This is a genomic window from Arthrobacter cavernae (assembly GCF_017368795.1).
GTDB classification, from domain to species: Bacteria; Actinomycetota; Actinomycetes; order Actinomycetales; family Micrococcaceae; genus Arthrobacter; species Arthrobacter cavernae.
Genome location: NZ_JAFNLL010000059.1, coordinates 1 through 23,758, shown reverse-complemented (window position 1 = coordinate 23,758; position 23,758 = coordinate 1). Strand labels below are relative to the sequence as shown.

At 67.2% G+C, this 23,758-nt stretch carries 22 protein-coding genes and 1 pseudogene; 5 read left to right on the top strand and 18 right to left on the bottom strand.

Going from position 1 to position 23,758, the window contains the following annotated elements:
• Positions 1-94 precede the first annotated feature (94 nt).
• The 3 genes from J1902_RS17880 to J1902_RS17870 are packed head-to-tail and all read right to left on the bottom strand — an operon-like array spanning position 95 to position 2,099.
• Positions 95-511 (bottom strand): hypothetical protein, encoded by a 417-nt coding sequence (locus tag J1902_RS17880; RefSeq protein ID WP_207617731.1) that lies wholly within the window; start codon positions 509-511, stop codon positions 95-97.
• Entirely contained in the window at positions 508-1,416 is a 909-nt protein-coding gene (locus J1902_RS17875; RefSeq protein ID WP_207617730.1) for a TIGR01777 family oxidoreductase, read from the bottom strand. Before J1902_RS17875 ends, J1902_RS17880 begins: the two co-directional genes overlap by 4 nt.
• A 26-nt stretch (positions 1,417-1,442) precedes the next feature.
• On the bottom strand, positions 1,443-2,099 hold the full coding sequence (locus tag J1902_RS17870; protein WP_207617729.1) for a TetR/AcrR family transcriptional regulator: 657 nt from the start codon (positions 2,097-2,099) through the stop codon (positions 1,443-1,445).
• A 243-nt stretch (positions 2,100-2,342) separates the two neighbouring features.
• Between J1902_RS17870 and J1902_RS17865 the strand changes: the two genes are divergently transcribed.
• A complete protein-coding gene (locus J1902_RS17865) occupies positions 2,343-3,047 on the top strand; it encodes a queuosine precursor transporter (protein WP_207617728.1) in 705 nt (234 codons plus the stop codon).
• A gap of 111 nt (positions 3,048-3,158) precedes the next feature.
• Here J1902_RS17865 and tgt read toward each other — a convergent pair whose 3' ends face one another.
• The 7 genes from tgt to J1902_RS17830 form a co-directional block, all read right to left on the bottom strand.
• Positions 3,159-4,415 carry a tRNA guanosine(34) transglycosylase Tgt gene (gene tgt / locus J1902_RS17860; protein WP_372434590.1) on the bottom strand — a complete coding sequence of 419 codons (1,257 nt, stop codon included), beginning with the start codon at positions 4,413-4,415 and terminating at the stop codon, positions 3,159-3,161.
• A 120-nt stretch (positions 4,416-4,535) separates the two neighbouring features.
• On the bottom strand, positions 4,536-5,261 hold the full coding sequence (locus J1902_RS17855; RefSeq protein ID WP_207617727.1) for an SRPBCC family protein: 726 nt from the start codon (positions 5,259-5,261) through the stop codon (positions 4,536-4,538).
• Between the two features lie 73 nt (positions 5,262-5,334).
• Positions 5,335-6,387, bottom strand: a complete 1,053-nt coding sequence (locus J1902_RS17850; RefSeq protein ID WP_207617726.1) for a DUF6707 family protein — start codon at positions 6,385-6,387, stop codon at positions 5,335-5,337.
• 74 nt (positions 6,388-6,461) lie between these two features.
• Complete coding sequence (locus tag J1902_RS17845) at positions 6,462-7,001, bottom strand: NUDIX hydrolase family protein (protein WP_207617725.1); 540 nt, start codon at positions 6,999-7,001, stop codon at positions 6,462-6,464.
• Between the two features lie 108 nt (positions 7,002-7,109).
• On the bottom strand, positions 7,110-7,463 hold the full coding sequence (locus J1902_RS17840; protein ID WP_207617724.1) for a hypothetical protein: 354 nt from the start codon (positions 7,461-7,463) through the stop codon (positions 7,110-7,112).
• A 321-nt stretch (positions 7,464-7,784) separates the two neighbouring features.
• Entirely contained in the window at positions 7,785-9,737 is a 1,953-nt protein-coding gene (locus J1902_RS17835) for an MSCRAMM family protein (protein WP_207617723.1), read from the bottom strand.
• Positions 9,738-10,133: 396 nt separating this feature from the next.
• Positions 10,134-10,841, bottom strand: a complete 708-nt coding sequence (locus J1902_RS17830) for a hypothetical protein (RefSeq protein WP_207617722.1) — start codon at positions 10,839-10,841, stop codon at positions 10,134-10,136.
• A gap of 73 nt (positions 10,842-10,914) precedes the next feature.
• On the opposite strand from J1902_RS17830, the gene J1902_RS17825 reads away from it, so the two are divergent.
• Positions 10,915-11,520, top strand: coding sequence for a YdeI/OmpD-associated family protein (locus J1902_RS17825; RefSeq protein ID WP_207617721.1), 606 nt, complete (start codon positions 10,915-10,917; stop codon positions 11,518-11,520).
• Here the strand turns inward: J1902_RS17825 and J1902_RS17820 are convergent.
• The 7 genes and pseudogenes from J1902_RS17820 to J1902_RS19945 all read right to left on the bottom strand — a co-directional run.
• Positions 11,517-12,689 carry an ABC transporter ATP-binding protein gene (locus tag J1902_RS17820; RefSeq protein WP_207617720.1) on the bottom strand — a complete coding sequence of 391 codons (1,173 nt, stop codon included), beginning with the start codon at positions 12,687-12,689 and terminating at the stop codon, positions 11,517-11,519. The genes J1902_RS17825 and J1902_RS17820 overlap by 4 nt on opposite strands.
• Positions 12,686-14,287 (bottom strand): ABC transporter permease, encoded by a 1,602-nt coding sequence (locus tag J1902_RS17815; RefSeq protein ID WP_207617719.1) that lies wholly within the window; start codon positions 14,285-14,287, stop codon positions 12,686-12,688. Before J1902_RS17815 ends, J1902_RS17820 begins: the two co-directional genes overlap by 4 nt.
• 4 nt (positions 14,288-14,291) lie before the next feature.
• Positions 14,292-15,338: an iron ABC transporter substrate-binding protein gene (locus J1902_RS17810; protein WP_207617718.1), complete on the bottom strand. Its 1,047-nt coding sequence runs from the start codon at positions 15,336-15,338 to the stop codon at positions 14,292-14,294.
• Between the two features lie 248 nt (positions 15,339-15,586).
• Positions 15,587-16,150, bottom strand: coding sequence for a hypothetical protein (locus tag J1902_RS17805; protein WP_207617717.1), 564 nt, complete (start codon positions 16,148-16,150; stop codon positions 15,587-15,589).
• Positions 16,147-17,496: an iron uptake transporter deferrochelatase/peroxidase subunit gene (efeB, locus tag J1902_RS17800; RefSeq protein WP_207617716.1), complete on the bottom strand. Its 1,350-nt coding sequence runs from the start codon at positions 17,494-17,496 to the stop codon at positions 16,147-16,149. Before efeB ends, J1902_RS17805 begins: the two co-directional genes overlap by 4 nt.
• Entirely contained in the window at positions 17,493-18,677 is a 1,185-nt protein-coding gene (gene efeO / locus J1902_RS17795; RefSeq protein ID WP_207617733.1) for an iron uptake system protein EfeO, read from the bottom strand. Before efeO ends, efeB begins: the two co-directional genes overlap by 4 nt.
• 93 nt (positions 18,678-18,770) lie before the next feature.
• Positions 18,771-18,917: pseudogene (locus J1902_RS19945) on the bottom strand (high-affinity Fe2+/Pb2+ permease); the annotation flags it as partial.
• Positions 18,918-19,253: 336 nt separating this feature from the next.
• Here J1902_RS19945 and J1902_RS17785 point away from each other — a divergent pair.
• Complete coding sequence (locus J1902_RS17785) at positions 19,254-20,003, top strand: ABC transporter permease (protein ID WP_207617715.1); 750 nt, start codon at positions 19,254-19,256, stop codon at positions 20,001-20,003.
• Between the two features lie 7 nt (positions 20,004-20,010).
• Here J1902_RS17785 and J1902_RS17780 read toward each other — a convergent pair whose 3' ends face one another.
• The gene (locus J1902_RS17780) at positions 20,011-21,198 is read right to left on the bottom strand and encodes a glycoside hydrolase family 76 protein (RefSeq protein WP_207617714.1); all 1,188 of its coding nucleotides are present in this window, start codon (positions 21,196-21,198) and stop codon (positions 20,011-20,013) included.
• Between the two features lie 131 nt (positions 21,199-21,329).
• Between J1902_RS17780 and J1902_RS17775 the strand changes: the two genes are divergently transcribed.
• Positions 21,330-22,139, top strand: a complete 810-nt coding sequence (locus J1902_RS17775; RefSeq protein ID WP_207617713.1) for an SDR family NAD(P)-dependent oxidoreductase — start codon at positions 21,330-21,332, stop codon at positions 22,137-22,139.
• A 74-nt stretch (positions 22,140-22,213) separates the two neighbouring features.
• Entirely contained in the window at positions 22,214-23,455 is a 1,242-nt protein-coding gene (locus J1902_RS17770; protein ID WP_207617732.1) for an acyl-CoA dehydrogenase family protein, read from the top strand.
• Positions 23,456-23,758: the final 303 nt, after the last annotated feature.

The window sequence follows — 23,758 nt, the reverse complement described above, 5'->3', positions numbered from 1 at the left end:
GAATGACTCACAACCAGCTTGACGATGAGGGGCTCTCTCACCATGTGCAGGAGCGTTGCCGGATTTGGGGCCAAAGGTGAGAGAGGGGTGGCCGTCAGGGGGCCAAAGGTGAGAGAGGGTCGTTGATCCGGACCAGCTTCCAGACGGCGAGCCGGCCGATGGCGGCGGCGAGGGCCAGCGAGATCGGAAAGCTGAGCGACAATACGGAATGGTAGGCGCCGAACTGTGCGCACATGAGTGCCCCGGCCAGGAAGAATGCCGCAACGTGGATCCACTGGTTCCGGATCCGGCGCAGCGCGACCCCCAGCGCCATCCCCGCCGTAATGCCGACGATCCAGACCGGCAGAGCGGAGTAGGCCAGGAAGATGAGGAACCACTGCCCGGCCATGCCCGTGGTGGCCCAGAGTGCAATGGCGAAAACCACATGTGCCACGACGGCTCCGAGCAGAAGCGAGAGTGTGCTCAGGACGACCCGGTACTTGGACTCTTCCGGCGCCATGTTGGTGCTCATTCTGCCCCCTTAGCGATGTGGTTGAGTGCCCCGGCCAGCGCGGGGTGGTTGAAGGTGAAGCCGGCGTCGAGGAGCTTGCGGGGCTCCACCCAGCGGCTCTTCAGGACGAGCTCCGTTTCGGTCCGGATGAGGACGGCGCCGACTTCGAGGAGCCACCGCGGCGCCGGGATGCCGAACGGGACACCCTGGCTGCGGCAGACGAGGTCCATCAGCTCGCGGTTGTCCACGGCGTAGGGTGCCGCGGCATTGACGGGTCCGGTGATCTCCGTGCGGGCGTGCAAGAACAGGACCGCGCGGAACAGGTCCTCCACGTGGATCCAGCTGAACTTCTGCGTGCCCGGGCCCATCCGCCCGCCGAGGCCGAGCCGCGCCAGGTTCCGGAACGGCCTCATCACACCGCCTCCAGGACCCAGCACGATCGCGATCCGGAGCGGGATCTTGCGGGTGTCCGACGTGTGCGCGGCTTCGAGGGCCGCCTCCCAGGAACTCGCGACGCCGACCGAGAAGCCCGTGCCGATCTCGCCGTCGAGCTCTGCCTGGGGCCGGTCCTCGGCGTGCCGGTAGATGGTGCCGGTGCTTGCGTTGATCCACGTCCGCGGAGGAGCAGCGCACGCCTCGAGCGCGCGGCCCAGGGCGGCGGTGGTGTCCACCCTCGAACTCAGGATTTCGGCCCGGTTCCGTGCGTTGTAGCGGCAGCCGACGGACCGCCCGGCGAGGTTCACCAGCAGCTCGGCGCCGTCCAGCACCCGGGTGATGCCGCCGTCGTCGTCCCAACCGGCGTCGTTGCCGGTCGCCCGCCCGACCGTCCGCCCGACCGTACGCACCGCCCAGCCCTCGGCCTCGAAGCGGCGTTGAAAATACCTGCCGATGAACCCGGAGGCCCCGGCGAGCACCACTGTTGCCATGCGTCCCCCTTCCCGCGGCGCCACCGTCAGCCCCTGACGCTCCGGACCAGGCCCAGGACGTCGTCGAACACCTTGCCGACGCCCGGGATCTTCGCCAGCGACAGGCCGCGTGCGATGAGCGGCACCACGCCGTCGATCAGGCTGCGGGTGCGGCGCTGGCCCTCGGACTTGTCGTAGACCCAGAACAGGGCGATGCCCATGTAGGCCAGCCACAGCAGTTCCGGGAGTTCGCCGCGGAGCTTCTTCGGGGCGGCCGGCACTGAGCCCTCGACGGCGTCGCGGAAGATCGCGAGCGAAGCTTCCCGGGCGGCGGTGGAATCCTCGCCGAAGGGGTTGACCGGCGACGTCGGGCGGATGGCGGTGGCGATGAAGTCGGCACCGAACTGGTGGTAGGGCTCCATGACGTCGAAGCCGGCGTGCAGCACGGCCTTGAGGCGCGCGGAGAGGTCCTTGGCGCCGTCCAGGGCTTCCGCCGCCGCTGCCGCGTGTTCGGCCTGGACCTGCAGATAGAGCTCCTGGACGAGCTCGTCCTTCGAGGCGAAGTAGTAGTAGGCGTTGCCCACGGAGACGCCCGCTTCCTGGGCGATGGCGCGCATGGTGGTCTTCTCGAAGCCGATCTCGCGGAACATCCTGAGCGCGACGTCGGCCACGAGCCGGCGCGTCTGTTCACTCTTTGCAGCCATGGGGTTCCCTTGCTTCGATGTTTTGAACGTGTTCAAGAATGAGTATGGCACGGGTTCTGAACATGTTCAAAACAATTGTCGGCGTGGAACCTCCCCATGGAACCTCCCCGTGGCGGGGCGCAGGGGATGGGACAATGGTGGAGGTTCCGGGCGCACTCCGTCCGGGCCGCAAACCAGTGCTAATACAGCGGGGCGACGTGACACCTCCGGTCGCCTGCGCGAACCACTAAGGACGGATTCCCCATGCCCTCGCCCACCGGCTCCAGTATCCTGAGTAAGCCCGCCCCCCGCTTTGCCTCGATCGGTTCGCCGTACTTCGGGATCATGCTGGCCGTGATGGCCGTGGTGCTGATCCTCTCCAACATCGGTGCCTCCAAGGGCGTGGTGCTGGGACCGATCATCACCGACGGCGGCTTCTTCCTCTTCCCCCTGGCCTACATCCTGGGCGACGTCCTGAGCGAGGTGTACGGCTTCAAGGTGGCACGCAAGGCCATCATCACCTCGTTCGCGCTCTCGGTGTTCGCCTCGCTCTGCTACTGGATCATCATCGTCCTGCCCGGCTTCAACGACGACTACGGAACCGCGAAGCAGGCAGCCATCGAAGGGGCGCTGGGACCGGTCCCGCTGATCGTCCTGGCCTCGCTGCTGGCGTTCCTGGCCGGGCAGACCATTAACTCGTGGATCCTCGTGAAGATGAAGGCCCGCACCGGCGAGAAGACCCTCTGGGCACGCCTCATGGGCTCGTCCGTGGTGGGCGAATTCGTGGACACGCTGATCTTCTGCAGCATCGCGGCCTCGGTCATCGGCATCACGGACGCTGGCTCATTCGCCAACTACGTGCTGGTGGGCTTCGTCTACAAGACCGCCGTCGAGTTCCTGTTCGTGCCGGTCACGGTGCTGGTGGTCGGCTGGATCAAGAAGCGCGAACCGAGCTACGGGGCCGCGTAGGGCGGCGCTGCGGCGTAGCTCCCGCCCGTTTCGATGGTTCCCTGCGCATTCGATGGGGTCAACCACCGGGTGCGCAGGGAACCATCGAAATGGGGAAGCAGTAGGAACACCCTAGGAGTAGTACCTTCCCAACGTCTCGGCCTTGAACTCGAAGAAGTCGCCGGACTCGATGGCCAGGCGGGCGTCGTCTACCATCTTCACCACGAAGCGCTCGTTATGGATGGAGATGAGCGTGTGCGAGACCATTTCCCTGGCCTTGTACAGGTGGTGGATGTAGGCGCGGGAGTAGTTTACGCAGGTGTAGCAGTCGCAGCCGTCCTGCAGGGGGCCGAAGTCCGCCTTGTAGCGCGCCCCGGACAGGTTGAAGCGCCCAAACGGAGTGTAGAACGCCGAACCCCGGGCCACACGGGTGGGGGAGACACAATCGAACGTGTCGGCACCGTTTTCGATGGCCGTGAAGATGTCGTCCGGTTCGGAGATACCCAGGAGATGGCGGGGTTTGCTCTCGGGGAGTTCCTCGTTGCACCAGCGCACGATCGTTCCAAGGTTGCGCTTCTCCAAGGCCCCGCCGATGCCGAAGCCGTCGAACGGCATGGCACCCAGGTCGTTGCAGGCCTTGCGCCGCAGATCTTCGTACTGTGCGCCCTGGATGACCCCGAACAGCGCCTGGTACGGCTTGCCCGCCCGCTCGGCCGTCAGGCGGCCGTGCTCGGCGATGCACCGCTCCGCCCACCGCCGCGTGCGCTCCAGCGACTCCTCCTGGTACGCCCTTGAGTTCTGCAAGGTGGTCAGTTCGTCGAAGGCAAATATGATGTCGGCGCCGATCTGGTGCTGCACCTGCATGGAGATCTCGGGCGAGAATCGGTGCCGGTCGCCGTTCAGGTGGCTCTTGAACCAGACGCCGTCGTCGTCCACATGTGCCAGCCGCTCCTTGCCGGGGGCCACGGCGTCGTCCGGCCCGGACTGGTCCACGTGCTTCATGTCGATGACTTTCTTGAACCCCGAGCCCAGGCTCATGACCTGGAATCCGCCCGAATCCGTGAAGGTGGGCCCGTCCCAGTTCATGAACGCGCCCAGCCCGCCCGCGGCGTCGAGGATTTCCGGCCCGGGCTGCAGGTAGAGGTGGTAGGCGTTGGCCAGGACGGCCTGCGCACCCAGTTCGGCGATGGATTCAGGCAGCACGGTCTTCACCGTGGCTTTGGTCCCGACGGCGATGAACGCGGGCGTCTGGATGGTTCCGTGCGGTGTGGTGATGGTGCCGGTGCGGCCCAGGAAGGCGCCGCCGTTGGCGTCCGTCTGCGGGCCCGACGGCGTGCACGTGTCACTCAACCGGGCGCCTACCTCGAAGGAAAACCCGGGCGGGCGCACGGCAAGAAGCCCGGCGGCCCCTACTGCGGGACCGCGTGCAGGGTGGGCGGAGGAGCTGGCATCGGGCAGGGCGGAATCGGCTGGCACGGTTCCAGTGTGCCAGCTACGGGGTGCGGATCCTCAGTGCGCCGCCACCGATGTGGGGTAGTTCTCAGCCCGCCAACTGTCCCACTGCCGGCGGATGGCGTCCAGGCTGTGCGCCCCCAAGTCGTAGGTGGAAGCGATCACCATGGCGCCGCCGTCGGGCCTTTTCTCCGGAACGGGGAGCTGCTCCGCCACGATCAGCAGCCCGTCGCCGTGCTCGGCGTAGCTGTGGACCGTGAGCCCCACTTGGTGGGTGCTGCGGAACCAGACCCGGCCCGAGATCTCCTCGCCGGTGGCCAGCTTCAGTGCGTATTCCTCGCCGGGCGCGGGAACGTCCCCCAGGCCCAGCTTCCGGATGGCAGGCTCCCCGGTGCCCGGAATCGAGAGGAAGTGTGTGCGCCGCTGGCCGTGCGGGTGCCGTTCCAGCGCGAAACGCAGCTGGTGCAGGAACGTCAGCCAGCCCTGGGTGATGTCCTCATCCCAGGCGGCCCACTCGGAGTTGTGGTCCAGCGCGGCCCTGGTCACCTTGACTTCGGTTCCACCGGTGACGGGGCTCAGCTCGAACACATCCCCGCCGTCCACGGTCAGGCTTGTGTGCCCGGGCCCCTCAACCACGGTGGTGTTGAAGTAGATCTCGTTGATTTCGTCGTGCAGGTCCTCGGCTTCCCAGCCGTGCCATTGGGCCACCAGCGACGGTTCGCGCAGCATCGTCCAAACTTGCTGCGCGTCGGCATTCACCACAACGCTCAGATTGTTCGTCATGTGCCCGAATCTACCGCCGTTCGGCCCGGCACAACAGGCCTTGAATATAGCCGCTGCAAGGCCTAAGGGGGCACTACGCCCGCACAGCCTCGAGTTCGTTGGCGATGCGCCGCTGGAGCTCCGCCATGCCGATGGTCTCCGAACCGCCGTGCGCCCGCAGGAACAGCAGGGATTCAAGGCGCAGGTAGCGCCACTCACGCTCGGCGTCGTGGTTGGAGTTGTCGATGGAGCGGAAGATCTCTTTGTCGTAGAGGTTGGGTTCGTTCAGCTTGCGCTGGCGGACCTTGGCGTTGACGCGGGCCTTGAAGGGGTCCGTTTCCTGGGACTCCGGGGCACGGAGCAGTTTCTCGTACACGGCGCCGCGCTCGTCCAGGCCGGCCTCGCGGCAGATGAAGCTGGAGAGCGCCAGTGCCCGCTCAATGGACGTCCAGCGGTCGTTGTTGCCGTCGAAGGGCAGCACGTTGAGCAGGTCCGCGATGGCCAGGGCATGGTCCGGGTCGCGCAGGATGATGCAGAGATCGTGGGCGAGGTCGCTGAGGTCCCGCAGGCAGCTGCCCGACTTCGTGTTGATCCCCTTGACCAGGCGTTCGCTGAGGACCTGCACGCCGTTGTTGCCAGGGTGCTCGGCCGCGGCGGCCGCCACCACGGACTCGGGGGTGCCGTCCGGCTCCGGGATCAGCGCCAGTTCGCCCGCGCTGGGGGCAAGGAACGCGGGCAGCCCCGCGGGCAGGGAAGGAACGACGACGGCGGGACCGGCTTCCGCTTCCCCGCCGGCTTCCGCGGGGGAGCCGGCGCCGTCGGCCGCGCCGGCAAGATCTGAGAGAGCGTTGCCCGGAAAGGGCAGCAAAGGTGAGAGAGCGTCCGTGGGGTGGGGCAGCAAAGGTGAGAGAGCGTCGCTGGCGGGGGTGCTGCCCACAGGGACACTGGACGAGACAGAGATCCGCAGGAGGCCGCCGTCGACCGTTGTGACCATCAGCAGAGCGGGCACGCCAAAGTCGTCATGGATCGTCTCGATGCGGCTGATCTCCTCGGCCTGGCCGTCACCGGGGGGGAACACGTGGTCGCCGATCTGCAGGTCCCCAGCCTGCTTTTCGCGGTACTGCTGGGCGGCTGGGCTGTGAGTCATCGGAAGTCCTTTGGTTCTCTTGCGGTCCGCCCAACAGTCTACAAAGCCAGCCGCCCTAAATGCTGGAGGCCCGGCTACAGTCCGACGCCGGCGTACGCCAGCGCCTGCCGCACCAGATTGCCGCGGCCGCCTTGGAACTCCTGCTGGACGTCCTCGCTGAGGACTTCGGCCGGCGTCATCCAGGTGAGCTCCAGCGCGTCCTGCCGGGGCTCGCATTCGCCGGTCACCGGGATGACGTACACCAGCGACACCGCGTGCTGGCGGTCGTCCGTGAAGCCGGTCTGCGACGGTGCCGGGAAGTATTCGGCCACGGTGAACGGCACCGGGCTGACGGGAAGCTGGGGGAAGGCGAGCGGGCCGAGGTCCTTTTCCATGTGCCGCAGGAGAGCAGCGCGGATGGTTTCGCGGTAGAGGATGCGGCCGGAGACCAGGTAGCGCACCATGTTGCCGTCGGCGTCGCCCTGGAGCAGTGTGCCCACCTCGTTGACGAACCCCAGCGGATCCAGCCGCACCGGGACCGCCTCCACATAGACCATGGGGAGGCGGCCGCGGGCTTCGAAGAGGTCTTCATCGGAAAGCCAGCCGGGGTACGGGTCGGGGGTGCGAACGCTCATGGTTAAGTTCTACCGCATCTCTTGCCGAACCACGCCCGTGACGTCAGATTGCCGTGACGTCAGATTGCGAGGATCGAGGCGAGGGGCTCGCCGGCCGTGATCCGTGCTTCACACCTGGGCCGCAAGCTCGTGGCGGGTCAGGTTTAGATACACCTTTCCTTCTTCAACCCGGTTGATTGCATCGGCAGCCGCATAGGAGTCAGTGGCCCAGAAACCGCGGGCATCGATCTTGATGTAGCCCGAATGGAACAACCGCCGCGCCATCAATTCGGGTACTCTCGGTTCCCTTCCGAAGACGGCGCTCAGTCCGAGGTTGAGCAAATCTTGCGTGGAAGCTGTGGCGGCTTCTTCGAACGTCTCTGCCTTCGCATTGGGCGGAACGATGTGCTCAACGGCACCGATTTCTTCCCCCGACACATCAACAACCCTCATACCCTTGGACACGGTTTCCAAGACGTCCACGATCGCCCTCCTCCACTCGCCCGCATGGCATTTCTTCGCCATGCTTTGCCAGGGCGCGGTAGTTGGAAACCCCGCGCCTACAGCCCTGAAACGCCGCACTCTGGACAATTTCATTACGGCACCATTGCGCCTGCCGGTCAAGGGGCTTTCCGGCTCGGCCCCAATAAGGCCAGAGAGACATCTGGCGGCCAAGGTCGCCGCCGATCTGCAACGGCGCGCTGGAAGACACATGAGACGACAGCGAAGGGGCCTGCCGGATGGCCGACAGGCCCCTTCGATCATGAATGCAACTCTTGGCGCTTGATGCCGCTCAATGGCTGCCTACTGCGGGATGTTGACGTTTGCCGGGTGGCCTCCAAACTTCTTGTCGTCGTACGCGGCGCCGCCGAGCCCGCACAGCTGTGCGGCGGTGAATCCGGCCGGTGCGGTGCCGAGCGAGGTGAGGTCGACGCCGTCAACCGTCACGGTGCTCGGGTAGAGCGAGTTGTCGGCGGACTTGCAGACCAGGACGATGATCTTGAAGTCACGCGGGTCGACGAAGGTGAGGGATACGGTTCCGCCGGCTCCGACGACGGCAGCCTGATCAGCCGCTGTGTCGTGACCCGCCGGTGTTGTTGTTTCAACCACCCAGTAGTTGCCGGGAACCACATTCGTGAACGAGCAGGTTCCGCTGGCAACAGTCAGGCAGGTGAAAGCCGTGATGGTGTCTTCGGCTCCACGGGTTCCGCCAACGGGGGCGTTGTCCGTGTAGAGCGTGAAGACGGCACCTGCCAGCGGTACGGCCGGGTTGTCGTCGTCGACCTTCAGGACGTCGATCTGTCCGCGCTTTGTGTTGGTGAAGGTGCACTTGACCGTCTCGCCTGCCGCCGCGATGAACGTTGCCGTCCGTGTCGCGACGTTTCCAGTGCTGTTGGAGTCGTCGCAGACAATGCTGGTCAGGTCAAAGCCCGGTGTCGGATCGTTCTCCGTTGACGTGTAGGTCCCGGGGACGACGTTAGGTACCGTGATGGTTCCGTTGTCGGCGATGGAGCCTGCAACGTCTCCGGTGAAGGTGAACAGCGTGGCAAGGCCATCAGGAAGTGTCTGCTTCTCCACCACCAGAGTTGCCCTGGCCCTGTTGGTGTACGTGCAGTCCACGTCGCCCTTGAAGCCCAGCACGATGTCGACCTTCTTGGCCGCCAGATTGGTTGTGGCCGAGGTGCCGGTTCCCGTTGCCGTACACGTCAGATTGGTCAGGTCCCAGCCTGCGGGGAGGGTGCTTTCCGTGATGGTGTAGTTGCCCGGCTGGACGGAGCTGCCGTAGTCCTTCACCCCGCCGTTGCCCAGCGCAAACGTCGCCGGGGTGAGGCCACCGGTGGCCGTGAATCCGAAGCTACCGTCGCCGCCCACCGTCACCTTGCGGATCTTGATGGATCCGCACTTCTGGAAGTCCAGCGGAACCGGGGCGATAAAGTCCTTGAGCGCTGCCGTGAAGGAATCGGACGAGCGGCTCTTCAGGTAGGCGCCGGAGAAAGTCTCGCAGGAGCCCGCAGGGACGATGCCCGAATCCGTCAGGTTGATGGCCGCTTCGCCGAAGGTCCGCGCCCCGAGGTCCCGGGGAGCGTCCGGGTTGATCGGATCCACGACCGTACCAGCGTTGATGGATCCTTCGAAGTTGCCGCTCAGGGACTGGACCTTGCCCCAGCAGGGCACCGAGTTGGCCGCCTCGCAGACTGTCTGCGGATTGCCCGAGGTCACCCACAGGTGGTAGCCCAGCGATGGGTTGGTGCCGCCCTGGGAGAGATCGTATTTGATCAACACGTCACCCGCCGTGCGGATCGGAGTGACCCCGTTCGCGGTCTTGGTGTTTCCCTTGTTGAACTCGAAGTCCATGTTGGTGGTGCCCGAGGGCTCCTGGACACGTTCCCAGGCCAGATAGGCGTAGTCCTTGCCGTTGGCCTCAGTGACCAGCTTGGCGTAGAAACGCAGCAGATCGCTCTTGTTGTTCGGGATGGACCCGGTCACCACAGACGGAACGGCGGTATCCTCCTTGGAACCTTGGCCGAAGGAGTTGTCAGTCTGCCCCGTGGGCAGGTCAATGCCACAGCCAGATGGAGTAGGTGTACAGACCACTCCGACGTTGGCCCAGTCCTTGGTTTCGTCGTCCAGGACCAGGTTGCCGTCGGCCGCGTCGAACGGGCTTCCGGCCAGGTTGGCCTGGGCTGCTGTTGCGGAAAGCACCAAGGCCAGACAGGCCGCGGCTGCGGCGAGCGAGGTGAGTTTCTTGTTTTTCATCGGGATGCCTGATTTCAAGTAGTGGTGTGAAATCCAGGTGCCTGCGGACGGATCGTCCGGGGCACGACATTCCCCCAGCGTTGACCGTCCCCTCAGGGAGCGGCGGCTAACTACGGATGAGTCTGAAGGGTGGGCGGAGATCGGGCGGCGAGGGCGGCCTCGGAACGAACCCGGCCGTCATGGCCGGGTAAGTAGGCCCCGACTGAGCTCAGGACACGCGGGCACCTAAGGCCCAATGCGCTCCCAGCGTCTTGATCTTAGGCCCCGGGCGCCACGATTGACAATAACTACCGCGAATTTCCGTGCACGGTGGAGCCACCCTTCGGGAGGGACTTTCGAGGGGTGGGCTTTCGACTCTTTGGCCGCGTCAAAGAGTCGAAAGCTCACCTCCCGGCGTTAGGCAGACGGCGCCCGGGTGATCCCGATCGACGCCGGGGCCGCCCCGGTGGCCGCGTCCGGGTTGGCGATGTGCAGGATTTCGTCGTCCAGGCGTGCCTCGACCCCTGCGGCGGTGAGCCGTTGCAGCAGTGCCTCCAGGCCGCCGTCGTACTCGAACGCGAGGTCGCCGGATTCCGCCGCCGCGCCATGAACCACCCGCAGGATGCCGCCGTTCTTGGTGCTGAAGTCAGCCGTCGTGTCGGTGTCCGACCGCGGACGGGCGCCAATGTTGCGCAGCTCGCGTGCCGCGCCATCGACGTCGGGCGTGAGCCAGGTGGCGGTGACCGCCAGGGCCGGGTCTGCGTGGGCGCTGGTGGCCCACGTCCCGTCAGCGGCCCGCCGGGCCTGCTCGGCAAGGAAGGTGAAGCCGTCCTGGCCCGTGACCCTGACGGCGCTCCCATGCGGCGCCTCGATGACCTCGGCCTGCGTGCCGGCCTCGGTGGTGCGCCGGGCGAATTCGGCCAGAATGCCGATCTCGACGCCGAACACCGTAGTGCCGTCCTCGGGGGAGCTGTGCGCCGCGCGGTGCACGGCGAGCCGGCCGGAGCCAGCGTCGAACTCAAGCCAGTCGCCGTCGTCCATGGTCTTGACGAGTCCGAGCGCGCCGAGGAGGTGTTCCCACTGCTCCGGGCGGGACGTGAAGTGGATGGGGTGGACACGCAGCATTGGATCCTCCTGGGCATATTGGCAGGTGCTCCCAGCCTATGCCGCCGGAGTGTTCAGCAGCAGAATGGGGGACATGGCTATTGAGCTTCCCGAACTCCTCGTGAACGATGCCGCCGCCTGGCGGGCGTGGCTGGCCGCGAACGGCGGCACCAGCCCCGGCGTGTGGCTCGTCCTGCACAAGAAGGGCGGTGACGTCACCGAACTGGGCTACGACGCCGCCCTGGACGAGGCCCTGTGTTTCGGCTGGATCGACGGGCAGTCCAAGAAGCGCGACGACGCGAGCTACTTCCAGCGCATGACGCCCCGCGGGCCCAAGAGCGTCTGGTCTGAACGGAATGTGGGCCACATTGCGCGGCTCGAGGCCGCGGGCCTGATGACCGACGGTGGGCGGACTGCCGTGGCGGCCGCCAAGGAGGACGGACGCTGGGAGGCCGCCTATGCCGGCCAGGCCTCGGCCGAAGTGCCTGAGGACCTGGCGGCCGCCATTGCCGCCGTTCCCGAGGCCCAGGCCATGTTCGACGTGCTGAGCTCGGTGAACCGATATGCCCTCATCTACCGCACCAACTCGGTGAAGCGGGCGGACACGCGGGCCAGGAAGATCACCGGATTCGTGGAGATGCTGGCCCGGCACGAGGCGCCGTACCCGCAAAAGCAGAAGCCTGCGGAGGCCGGCGCTTAGGCTTCGAGCGGGAAGGCCACTCCTTCGCCCACCACGCGCAGGCACAGTTCCGTGCCGGGCTTGGTGATGGAGGCGTTCCAGTGGCGGATGGTGATGACCTCGCCGCCGCCCGGATAGCGGTGGCCGTTGCCCGCAGCACCGGCGGCCGCGTGTGCAGCAGCGAGCGGGGCAAGTTTGATGCGGACCGTGGTTTCAGGGCCGAAGTAGTCGGTGTCCACCACCACGCCGCGGATGGGGCCGTCGGAGGCAATGCGGATCTGCTCCGGGCGCAGCATGAGCTGGACCTTGCCCTGGGCCGGCGGGCGCCGCACCGGGATTCCGCCCAGCGAACAGGTGGCGAGTGAGCCTTCCATCCAGGCGTCCAGGATGACGGCGTCGCCCAGGAATTCGGCGGTGGCGCGGTCCGCCGGGCGCGTGTAGACCACGAAGGGGTTGCCGATCTGGGCCAGCTTGCCGCCGCGCATGATGGCCACCTGGTCGGCGAAGGACAGGGCCTCGGCCTGGTCGTGCGTGACCAGGATGGTGGTGACTCCGGCGTCGCTAAGGACCTTGGCCACGGCCCGGCGGGTTGCCACGCGGAGCCCGGCGTCCAGGGCGGAGAACGGCTCGTCCAGCAGCATGAGTTCCGGTTCGCGGGCCAGTGCGCGGGCCAGGGCCACGCGCTGCTGCTGGCCGCCGGAGAGCTGGTGGGGGCGTCGCTTGGCCATGGCGGCGTCGAGGGACACCATCTCGAGCAGCTCCTGGACGCGCGTTCTGACGGCGCGGCGGCCGCCGTCGAGCTTTGCGGCATCGAGGCCAAAGGCGATGTTCTGACCCACCGTGAGGTGCGGGAAGAGGGCGCCGTCCTGGGCCACATAGCCGACCTGCCGCTTGTGGGCAGGGAGCCAGACGCCGCCCCCGGCCACGGGCGTGCCGTTGAGGCTGATGGTGCCGGTGGCCGGGTGCTCGAAGCCGGCGATCAGGCGCAGCAGCGTGGTCTTGCCGGAACCGGAGGGGCCCACGATCGCGGTGGTCCCGCCCTTCGCCACGGACAGGTTGACGCCCTTGAGCACGGCCTGGGAACCGAAGTTCTTGGTGACCTCGGCAATGTCCAGGTGCGTGTTGGTGGTGGGCACCACCGACGCGGCGACGCGGGGTGCCGGAAGCCTGGGAGGGGATTGTTCGGTCACTGTCCGGCTACTTTCTTGGACTGTTGGAAAAGCAGGTAGGTCATGGGTGCGGAGAGCAGGATCATCAGCAGGGCGTAGGGTGCCGCGCCGGTGTAGTCGATCTCGCTGCTCTTGCTCCAGAATTCGGTGGCGAGGGTGCGGGTGCCGTTGGGGGACAGCAGCAGCGTGGCGGTGAGCTCGTTGACGATGGCCAGGAACACGAGGGCCGCACCTCCGGCGGCCGCGGGGGCCGTGAGCCGCAGCGTCACCTTCAGGAAGGAGACCAGCGGGGCCTTGCCGAGCGACTGCGCTGCTTCATCGAGTTCCTTGGGTGCCTGGGCCAGTCCGGACCGGATGTTGACCAGGGCCCGGGGCAGGAACAGCAGTACATAGGCGGCAACCAGGACGCCGGCCGTCTGGTAGACGCCGGGCACGGCGCGGATGCTCACGGTGACGAACGCCAGGCCCACCACGATGCCGGGCAGGGAGCTGGTCACGTAGTTGGAGAGTTCCAGCATCTTGCTGAACCAGCTGGGGTGCCGCACGGCCAGGTAGGCCATGGGGAAGGCCACCACCGTGGTCACGGCGGCGCCCACCGCACCGTAGCCGAGGGTCTGCAGCAGCGCGGGCAGGAATTCCTCGGCGGACCAGATCTCGGCGCCTCCGGCAATCACCCAGCGCAGCACGAACCAGACGGGCAGCCCGAAGGCCAGTGCCGTCACTGCCAGCAGGGCAAGCTGGGCGGGCAGCTGGAAGTGGCGCAGCGGCGCACGTGTGGCTTTGCCCTGGGCGCCGGAGCCAACGCGCGCGTAGCGGGCCGTGCCGCGGCTCTTGACCTCTACCAGCAGCAGGATGAGGCAGAAGAACACCAGCACGCTCGCCAGCATGTTGCCGGCGGTGCCGTTGAAGGTGGACTGGAACTGGACCATGATCGCCGTGGTGAAGGTGTCGAAGCGGATCATCGCGAAGGCGCCGTATTCGGCCAGCAGATGCAGGGATACCAGCAGCGCGCCACCGGTCATCGCGATCCGCAGCTGCGGGACCACCACGCGGAAGAAGACGGCCCACGGACCCAGGCCCAGGGACGCCGCGGACTGCTCGATCGCCGGATCCAGCCGGCCCAGGGTGGCCGCCGCCGGAATGTAGACGAGCGGGAAGTAGGACAGGGTGGCAATGAGCACGCCGGACCAGACGCCTTCCAGCGACGGCACGGCGGACACCCAGGAGTAGCTGTTGACGAACGCCGGAATGGCCAGCGGTGCGGCCAGGGCCACGGCCCACCAGCGGTGGCCGCGCAGCTTGGTGCGTTCCACCAGCCACGCACCGCCCACGCCCAGCACCAGGCACAGGGGCACCGTGAAGACCATGAGCATGATGGTGTTGAGCAGCAGCTCGCCGACGCGCGGCCGGAAGATGAGTTCGACGGCGGTGTCCCAGCCGGTGGCGACCGTCATGTAGGCGACGTACCCCAGCGGGATCAGCGAAAACAGTGCGATCAGCACCGCCAGCACGGACACTGCGGAAACGCCGAAAGGCGGGCGAGGGCGCTTGCCCCTGCCCGCCGTCGTCGTGCTCGCCGAACTCTTGGAGAGTTCGGGAGCCGATAGATCAGTGGTCACAGAACTACAGCAGTCCTGCCTTGGTCATCAGCTCGGTGACCTTGGCGGAGTTGAGCTTGGCCGGGTCCACGGCGGGGGCCTGCAGCTCCTTGACCGGTACGAGCTTCGCGTTGGCGTCAACCTGGGAGGCGATGGCGTATTCGAAGGAGTCGCCGTTCTTGAGGACTTCCTGGCCCTGCTTGCCGGTGATGAACTTCAGGAAGGCCTGGGCATCTGCCGCCTTCTTGGAGGACTTCAGCACACCGCCGCCGGAGACGGACACGAACGCGCCCGGGTCCTGGTTCTTGAAGTAGTACGGGGCGACGTTCTTGGAGTTCTCGCCGGTCTTGGCCTGGTCGCCGTAGTAGTAGTAGTGGTAGATCAGCGCGGCGTCGATTTCGCCGGCGTTGACTGCCTTCATGGCGGTGCTGTTGCCCTTGTAGGCCTTGGAGTTTTCCTTCATGCCCTTGAGCCACTCTTCGGTAGCTGCCTCGCCCTTGAGCTCGAGCAGTGCGGAGACGATGGCCTGGAAGTCGGCGCCGGACGGCGAGGCTGCCCACTTGCCCTTCCACTCCGGCGTGGCCAGGTCCAGCATGGACTTGGGCAGCTTGTCTTCGGTGAGCTTGGCCTTGTCGTAGACCAGAACGGTGGAGCGGGCGGCGATGCCGGTCCACTTGCCCGTGGACGGCCGGAACTCGGCCGGAACCTGGTCGATGGTCGCCTTGTCGACGTCGGCGAACAGGCCGGCGTTCTCAACCTGTGCCATCGCGGGGGAGTTTTCCGTGAGGAAAACGTCAGCCGGGGAAGCAGCGCCTTCCTGGATGATCTGGTTGGACATCTCGGTGTCCTTGCCCTGGCGCAGGGTGACCTTGATGCCGGTCTCCTTGGTGAAGGCCTCGATCCATTCCTTGGTCAGGCTCTCGTGCTGCGCGTTGTAGACCGTGATGCCTTCGCCGGAAGCCGCGGTTTCGGATGCGGCAGGGGTGGGCGTGCTGGTGCCACAGGCTGCGAGGCCGAGGGCGGCGGTGGCGGCGAGTGCGATACCTGCCAGCGCGTTCTTGCGGATCTTCATGGAGGCTACTTTCTGCGAACAAAGTCAACGGGACCGGGGTCCTTGCGGGCCGGGGAAATGGGGAGGCCCACTTGAGAAAGCGTAGGTTAGCCATACCTAAGTCACCAAGCCGCGGAGGCCTTAAGTGAGAAGGATCACAAGAATTGCGGAAGTATTGCGTGACCTAATTAACTGCAGCTCGCGGGCTCGCGGGGCCTCGGGCTCGCGGGGCTCGGGGCCCCGCGAGCAAAAGGGGTCTCGGGATGCTGCTAGCGGCGGCTCATGCTGTTGGCAAAGCCGATGACGATTGCCGTCCACCAGAACGCCTGCGAGAGGACGAGTGCCAGCAGGAGCCGCGCGCGGAGGTTTGCGGCGACCTCCTTGAACATGGTCCCGCTCGGAAGGGCATGGAGGCCGCGCATGACCGGGATCAGCGAGATGGCGTTGAGCATCAGCCCCAGGACACAGCACATCTTGACTTGGGTGGCGGTGCTGGTGATGTCCGGATGGATGAAGGCTCCGGTCAGCAGCAGCCCCGCCAGGCCGATCCAGATCAACGGGGATGCCGCGGACTCCAGCCGGCTGGTGTCATGCAGTCCCCGCCGGCCGATGAGCCACAGGAAGCCGACCCAGTCCACCACGATGACGGAACCAAACGCCAGCACCATGGCCAGGACGTGCGCAGACAGCGCCAGCCGGTGGATGCCTTGGTCAAAGGTGAACGTGTAGCCAGCAGCCACGGAAAGGCCCCACGCGGCCGTTGCAGCCACGGAAAGAACCGGAAGCAAGAGCCTTGGCCTGGAAAGAACTGCGCGGATTGCGGGGGCGCTCATGCCTGGCCCGCCATCATTGTGAAGAGTCCTTCGCCGATGAACCCGCCGGGCTGGATGCCGGGCGGCACGGCCGCCAGCGCCGAGCCGGTGTGTTTGAGGTACTCCAGGGCCAGCGTGTCCTCTTTCGCCATGGCCAGCTGCATGGGGACGTAGTGCGTGCGCGGATCCTTGACGAAGGCAATGAAGAAGAGCCCTGCGTCCAGGTGTCCCAGCCCGTCGGAGCCGTCCGTGTAGTTGTAGCCGCGGCGGAGCATCCGCACGCCGTCGTTCTGGTCTGCGTGGGCGAGACGGACGTGCGAATCCATGCCCATCAGGGGTTCGCCGTCCTTCCCCTTGATGCTGAAGTCCGGGGCGGTGAACTCCTTGCCGCCCGAGAGCGGGGCACCTTCGGACTTCGTCCGGCCGATCAGCTGCTCCTGTTCCCGCAGCGAGGTGCGGTCCCAGATCTCGATGTGCATCCGGATCCGGCGTGCCACCAGGTAGCTGCCGCCCTGCATCCAGGCTTCCTCCGGGCGGGCGCCTTCGCCGGCCCGCACGTGCTCCTGAAGGAGCGCTGTGTCTTCGGCCTTGAGGTTGTTGGTGCCGTCCTTGAAGCCGAACAGGTTGCGCGGAGTCTGCTGCTGCCGGGAGGTGGAGGAGGTGCGGCCGAAGCCGAGCTGGGACCAGCGGACGCGTACCCGGCCGAAGCCGATCCGGGCAAGGTTGCGGATGGCGTGGACAGCCACCTGCGGATCGTCGGCGCAGGCCTGCACGATGATGTCGCCGCCGCTGCGGTTGGGCTCCAGGTCGTCGCCCGGGAAGTGCGGCAGCTCGATGAGGGCTTCGGGGCGGCGGCCTTCCAGGCCAAACCGTGCCTTGCCGTCCTTCTCGAAGAGTCCCGCGCCGAAGCCGAAGGTCACGGTGAGCTTTCCCGCGCTCAGCCCCAGGGCTTCGCCGGTGTCTTCCGGTGGTGCGTCGTACGGGCCGTCCACGGCCCCGGTGGTGCCGGTTTCCCGGCCCTGGGTCATGGCCTCCGCGGCCGCAGTCCAGTCCTTCAGCAGCTGGATGAGGGTAGCGCGGTCTTCCGTGATGACATCGAAGGCGGCCATATGCAGGCGGTCCTGCGCGGCCGTGGTGATGCCGGCCTGGGTCGCTCCGTGGAACGGCACCACATCGTTGGGCCCGGCCGTTGCCGGAGCGGCCACGGCTGCCAGCGTGTCGTGGCTGAGCAGCCCGGCGGCGATGCCGGCCACTGCGCCGGCGCCCCCGACGCCGGCCAGGGACAGCAGCCCCCTCCGCGACAAGCGCGAGGCCGGTGCCTCTTGGCCGGCGTCGTGCTCGCCGCCCCCGAACGGGCAGCCGCTCACAGGACGACTGCCGCGGTGAGGTGGGACAGGGGCTCGCCGAGGGCGTCAACCAGGGAGGCCAGCTTCTGGACCTGGTCCTGGCTCAGCTCGTTGTAGTACACAAAGCCTTCGCCGCGTGCGTGTTGCTTCAGCTCGGCCTGGAGGGCGGCGAACTTCGTGTCCAGGGACGTGGCGAGTTCCGGGTTCTTCTGTTCCAGGACGGGCCGGAGGTTCTCGAAGGCGATCCGGGCACCGTCAACGTTGGCCTGGAAGTCCCAGAGGTCCGTGTGGGACCAGATCTCTTCCTCGCCGGTGACCTTGCCGGTGGCAACCTCGTCGAGGAGTTCCTTGGCGCCGTTTCCGAGCTTGTCCGCGGTCAGTTCAACGGTTCGCGTGCGGGCGGCCAGGTCCTCGGTGTCGGCAACCAGCTGTGCCGCCAGTGCTTCGCGCTCGGGGGCGGTCAGCGCGGCGAAACCGGCCGGCGGGAAGAGGTCCTTCTCGGCCCGATGCCAGCCGGTCCACTCCTCGCCCGGCGCCAGGTCGGCCTCGCGGGCGTCCAGCTTCGGGTCAAGGTCGCCGAAGGATTCGGCCACAGGTTCGATCCGTTCCCAGTGCATGCGGGTTGCCGCGTAGAGTTCGCGGGCCCTGTCGGCCTCGCCGGCGGCGTAGGCCTTGGCGAATTCCTTGGTGCCGGCGAGCAGCTGCTCGGTCTGGTCCTTGACGTAGGACAGGTATTGGGCGGTGCCCTTGTCTGTGAGCGCCTTGATGTTGGTGTCGACGGCAGGCTTCTCGCCGGATTCGGTGACCTCGAAGGCCGCTCGGATGCCGTCGCCCTGCATGCCGGGCTTGCAGGCCGTGGTGTACTTGCCGGCCGGGGCCGTGACCACCAGGTTGCGGGTCAGACCGGGGCCGATGTTCTCCACCTCGGCGATGATCCGCAGGCCGTCTTCGGCCAGCAGATAGAACTCCGTGACCTGGCCGCCGTCGTTCTGGATGGCGAAGGTGATGTTGCCGCTCTTGGTGGACTGCGTGGACAAGGTGCAGGCGTCGGCGGTGCTGGAGACCTTGATGGGGCCGGATGCCGCAGCGGCGTTGTTGTCGGTGCAGGCTGCCAGGGTCAGGGGCAGGATGGCTGCCGCCAGCACGGCGAGGTGCCTGCTGCGGGAGCGTGCGGCGGAGCCGGGCTTGGGGGAAACAGGCATGGCGAAAAGAGGCACGGGTGGATCCTTTGGGGAGTGCGGTGTGGGGTTGGGGGTGTTGCGTTGGGGGGTGTTGCGCTGGGGCTAGGAGACTGCGGCGGCCTCGAACCGGGTGGTGGCGGGGGAGAAGTTCAGGGTTCCCTCGAGCAGGGTGCCGTACCAGGACGACGGCGGGATGGCGGCCGAGACGTCGAAGGCCAGGCTGTGCAGGCCGGGGAGGATGCCGGATTCCTGGAAGTCGCGGCCTACCGCGATGGCGGCGATCCCTACGCCGGCCCACATCCGCGGGAGGAGATGCTTGCGGCCGCTCTTCACCAGATAGGCCACCGGGAGGACAGCCATCAGCGTTGCCTCGAGGCCCTCGCGGAGGCCTGTCAGGTAGTTTGCGGTCATAACGGATGGATACCTCGGCTCGTGGAAGCCAAGGTTAGGCTTGCCTAAAAATGTAGATTACCCAGAATCGCGAATTAAGCAAACTTCGTGTGCGCTAATTGACGGGGTGTGACGGGGCATTCGCGGGGCTGCGGGCGCCGGCCGGTCACCGGCCGGGGCCCGCGTTCCCGTGGCTATGCTGGCCTCATGTCCGATCTCGCCGATTCCGTTCCGACGCTGGCAGGCGTCGGGCTCTTGATGGCGCTGACTGTGGCGGTGCTGCTGGCATTCCGTGCACCGCGCGGTTTTGCCCCCACACTGGCGATCCTCAGGGGAGCGGTGCAGCTCGCCGCGATCAGTTTCATCCTGGGTGGCGTCATCACCAGCCCGGCGTGGGTTGCCGTTGCACTGCTGGTGATGTTCGCCGTCGCCGTGGTGAGCGCAACCCGGCGGCTCGGCTGGAGCTGGCCACACCTCACGGTGGTGGGCGGCTCGATGGCTTTGGGCATCACCGTCACCCTGCTCATCATTTTCGGCACCGGGGCGATCGGCCTCACTCCCCGCTATGCGCTGGCCATCGGTGGGATAGTGATCGGCAACGCCATGACCGTGGCGGTCCTGGCCGGCCAGCGCTTCGCCGAGTCCGTCCATGGACGTTGGGAAGAGGTGGAGGGCTGGCTGGCCCTCGGCGCTTCGCCGCGGCAGGCAACGCTGGACCTTGCCAGGCGTTCGGTCTATGCCGCGCTGATTCCGGCCACGGACCAGACAAAGACCACGGGCCTGGTCACGCTGCCCGGAGCGTTCGTGGGAGCCATTTTCGGCGGGATTTCGCCATTGGAGGCAGGGCGTTTCCAGATCGTCGTGCTCGCGGCGATCATGGCCGCCGGATCCATCACTGCCGTCATGGTCATCGCCCAGCTCGCGCCGGTCCGTGTGCGGCCGGCGCTGCCCCGGTGAGCGGCACTCAGCGGTTCAGGCTCGCAGCGGCCTCGAGGGCCATCCAGGCCTGGAGCTGGGTGGAGAGCTCGACGGCGGCGCCCGCCGGATACGTCTCGCCCGCCGGGCGCTGTGGTTCGGGCGAGAAGACGAGCGTTCCGTTTTCCCTTTCGGTCCGGCCTGCCCAGAAGGCCTCCGCCGTACCGGTCACAAGGCCGCGGGCGGCGGCCCGGGTTCCGTCCGGAAGCCGCTCGTCCCGGGCGGCCAGCGCCACGTAGCGCAGCAGGATTCCGGTGAACAGCCCACCGTCGCCGCCGCCCTCACCGCGTATCACGAACCGCCCGGGCTCGGTTTCCGGCGCGGTGGGTTCCGTCGAGGTGTGCCCCGGCACGGTCAGCTCCTTCGCTATCGCGTCCACCAGCACGGCAGCCCGCGACAGATTGGCCTCGCCGCCGAGCTCCAGCAGGGCGCCCAGGACCGGCCCCTGGTTGTAGGTGTAGACGCCATCCTCCAGGATGGCCTCCCCGCCGCTGATGCGCAGGCCGTCCAGGTACAGCCCCCTGGCGGGATCGAAGAGCCTTGCATCCAGCCAGTCCAGCAGCGCCTGGGCCTGCTCCGGCCTGCCGGTGCGGGCGAAGTACAGGGCCACCGGTGCCGTGGCGGGGGTGTTCTTGAAGTCGCGCTTGGTGCTCCAGAAGGTGCCGCCGCCCAGCTCATCCGTGGACGCCGAATCGAACTGCAGCGTGAGGCTCTTCCGGACGAACGCGTTCCGGCGGCGCCCCGGCTTCCGGCTCGCCTCGGCCAGCTCTTCCAGCCGCAGCGTGGCCAGCGCCAGCCACGCCATGTCGTCGTAGTAGCTGTTGATGAAGCGCAGGAAATTCCGCAGCCGGATGGTGGTGACCAGCCGCGAGGCCAGCCGCCCGGCGCTCGGCCGCCCGGCGCCGTCGAACTTTGCTCCCGAGGCGAGCTCGCGGCCGCCTGCGTCCACCAGGCAGTCCACATAGTGGGCCTGCCACCAGTAGTGCCAGGGCCGGAAGAGGCTCCTGAAGCGCGTGGACGGCCGCACGATCGCGCCGAAGTGCGTGCCCGGCAGGAAGAACAGGCGCTGCCCGAAGGTCCTGGTCACGGAGCGGGCCGCGAGGTCTGCCCGGGCCGGCCAATCGTGCGGCCCCGGCCCGTTGCCGGTGCGGGCGGCGGGGGAGTCGGCGGCAGGCATGGGCCCAGCCTAGCGCCGGCACCCCTCCTAAGAGGGGTGCGCTGACCGAGAATTCCAGTTAACATTCATTAACGGATTTTGGCCGGGCCGCTGAGGCCGGGCATCAAGAAACTATGCATCAAGGAGGATGGATGGACATCAAGGGCGCAGTCGCGTTGATCACCGGTGGAGCTTCAGGGCTCGGAGCCGCTACCGCCAAGCGGTTGTTCAACGCCGGAGCTTCGGTGGTCCTGCTGGACCTTGCCTCCTCGCCAGGGGAGGCCTATGCGGCAGAACTCAACGCCGCCGGCAACGGCGCCGTCCACGGGTCAGGGGCACGCGCCGTCTTCGCGGCCGCGGACGTCACCAGCGAAGAGCAGGTCCAGGCTGCCGTCGATGCCGCCACCGCTCTCGGGCCGCTGCGGATCGCCGTCAACTGCGCCGGCATCGCCACCCCGGGGAAGGTCCTGGGCCGGGACGGCATCCTGCCGCTCGAGACCTTCAACCGCGTCATCCAGATCAACCTGGTCGGCACCTTCAACGTGGTCCGGCTGGCCGCCGCCGCCATGGTCCAGAACGAACCGGCGTCCACCGAACTTGGCGGACCGGAACGCGGCGTCATCATCAACACCGCCTCCGTGGCCGCCTTCGAAGGCCAGATCGGCCAGCCGGCTTACGCCGCGTCCAAGGGGGCCGTCGCCGCCATGACCCTGCCGCTGGCCAGGGAGTTCGCCCGCTCGCTGATCCGGGTGGCCACCATTGCGCCGGGCATCTTCGAGACGCCCATGATGGCCGGGCTGCCGCAGGAAGCCCAGGATTCCCTGGGCCAGCAGGTGCCCCACCCGGCCCGGCTCGGACGCCCGGCCGAATACGCCAACCTGGCCGCCCACATCGTCGAAAACGCCATGCTCAACGGCGAGACCATCCGCCTCGACGGCGCCATCCGGATGGGGCTCAAGTGACGGGCGACTACGCGCGCGGCGACGCCCCGCCGTCGTCGGCCAAAACCACGACGGCGGCACCCTCCGTCGCGTCCCTGCCCACCGCTGACTTCTTCGACTTCGAGTCCCTCCTCAGCGTGCAGGAACAGCGCAAGCTCAACGAGCTCCGCCGCTTCCTGGCCACGGAGATCGCCCCCTACGCCGGGCAGTGGTGGGAGAAGGCCGAGTTCCCTGAACACATCCTGCCCAAGCTCGCGGCGCTGCGGCTGAGCGCCCCGGCCCAGCGCGGCTACACGCACCTTTTCGCCGGCCTGGTGATCGCCGAGATGACGCGCGTGGACACCTCGATCGCCACGTTCTTCATGGTCCACCACGACCTCTTCGTGGAAGCCCTCTACGACTTCGGCTCGGACGAGCAACAGAACCGCTATCTGGACGATGCGTCCAATCTGCGGACCACCGGATCCTTCGCGCTGACCGAACCCGAGCACGGCTCCGATGTGGCCGGCGGCATGGAGACCACCGCGCGCCGGGTGTCCCGCCCCGCCGGGGACGGCGGCGACTACTGGGTGATCAACGGCGCCAAGCGCTGGATCGGCAACGGGACGTTCTGCGACTACATGCTGGTGTGGGCGCGGGACGAGGACGGCGGCCCGGCGGGCCCCGGCGGGCGCGGTGATGGCGGGCGCGGCGCGGTGCGCGGCTTCATCGTGGACGCCTCCCTGCCGGGCGTTTCACGGAGCCGGATTGAGCACAAGATCGCGCTGCGGACAGTGCAGAACGCGGACATTGTGCTCAAGGACGTGCACGTTTCCGAGGCCGACCGCTTCGCCGGAATCAGCAGCTTCGCGGACACCAACCACCTGTTGCGCGGCTCGCGGATCATGGTGGCCTGGCAGGCCGTGGGCCAACAGATGGCGGCGTTCGATGTCGCCCGGCAGTACGCCGTCGAGCGCATCCAGTTCGGCCGGCCCCTGGCGAAGTTCCAGCTCATCCAGCAGCACCTGGTGGACATGCTCGGCAACGCCGTGGCCAGCATGGGCATGATGGTGCGGATCGCGCAGCTGCAGGAGGACATCTACACGGACGCCCACGGGGTCCGGCAGGGCGGCGCCGCCATGGCGCAGGTGGCACTGGCCAAGGCTTATTGCAGCGCCCGCATGCGCGAAACCGTGGCGCTGGGCCGCTCCATCATGGGCGGCAACGGGATCGTGACCGACTACAAGATGGCCAAGATCTTCGCCGACGCCGAGGCTATCTTCACGTATGAAGGCTCCTACGAGATCAACTCGCTGATCGTGGGCCGTGCCGTGACGGGTGTGTCGGCGATCGTTTAGCGGCCCCTTGAGACACTCCTGCAGTTCCCGCAGACATTCCCGGTGTGATGTCTCGTCACGCCGTGGACGGTTGCTTGTCGGGTGGCGGGTCGGCCTGACACTGCTCGGCACGCGGGTTAACGGCCGGGGGGTTTACCACGGGCGGGTTCACGACCGGGGACTCCTCGACCGGAGGTTCAACGACCGGGGCTCCTCAACCGGGGGCTCCTCAACCGGCGGCTCAACGGACGGCGGGTACACCACCGGATGACCGCAGACGGCTGTGGAATCGCCGCCCACGGCTACTGACGTTGCACACAGACT

Coding starts and splice junctions, on each gene's coding strand:
- J1902_RS17880 (WP_207617731.1), bottom strand. CDS start 511: ATGAGCACCAACATGGCGCCGGAAGAGTCCAAGTACCGGGTCGTCCTG.
- J1902_RS17875 (WP_207617730.1), bottom strand. CDS start 1,416: ATGGCAACAGTGGTGCTCGCCGGGGCCTCCGGGTTCATCGGCAGGTAT.
- J1902_RS17870 (WP_207617729.1), bottom strand. CDS start 2,099: ATGGCTGCAAAGAGTGAACAGACGCGCCGGCTCGTGGCCGACGTCGCG.
- J1902_RS17865 (WP_207617728.1), top strand. CDS start 2,343: ATGCCCTCGCCCACCGGCTCCAGTATCCTGAGTAAGCCCGCCCCCCGC.
- J1902_RS17855 (WP_207617727.1), bottom strand. CDS start 5,261: ATGACGAACAATCTGAGCGTTGTGGTGAATGCCGACGCGCAGCAAGTT.
- J1902_RS17850 (WP_207617726.1), bottom strand. CDS start 6,387: ATGACTCACAGCCCAGCCGCCCAGCAGTACCGCGAAAAGCAGGCTGGG.
- J1902_RS17845 (WP_207617725.1), bottom strand. CDS start 7,001: ATGAGCGTTCGCACCCCCGACCCGTACCCCGGCTGGCTTTCCGATGAA.
- J1902_RS17835 (WP_207617723.1), bottom strand. CDS start 9,737: ATGAAAAACAAGAAACTCACCTCGCTCGCCGCAGCCGCGGCCTGTCTG.
- J1902_RS17830 (WP_207617722.1), bottom strand. CDS start 10,841: ATGCTGCGTGTCCACCCCATCCACTTCACGTCCCGCCCGGAGCAGTGG.
- J1902_RS17825 (WP_207617721.1), top strand. CDS start 10,915: ATGGCTATTGAGCTTCCCGAACTCCTCGTGAACGATGCCGCCGCCTGG.
- J1902_RS17810 (WP_207617718.1), bottom strand. CDS start 15,338: ATGAAGATCCGCAAGAACGCGCTGGCAGGTATCGCACTCGCCGCCACC.
- J1902_RS17805 (WP_207617717.1), bottom strand. CDS start 16,150: ATGAGCGCCCCCGCAATCCGCGCAGTTCTTTCCAGGCCAAGGCTCTTG.
- efeO (WP_207617733.1), bottom strand. CDS start 18,677: ATGCCTGTTTCCCCCAAGCCCGGCTCCGCCGCACGCTCCCGCAGCAGG.
- J1902_RS17785 (WP_207617715.1), top strand. CDS start 19,254: ATGTCCGATCTCGCCGATTCCGTTCCGACGCTGGCAGGCGTCGGGCTC.
- J1902_RS17780 (WP_207617714.1), bottom strand. CDS start 21,198: ATGCCTGCCGCCGACTCCCCCGCCGCCCGCACCGGCAACGGGCCGGGG.
- J1902_RS17775 (WP_207617713.1), top strand. CDS start 21,330: ATGGACATCAAGGGCGCAGTCGCGTTGATCACCGGTGGAGCTTCAGGG.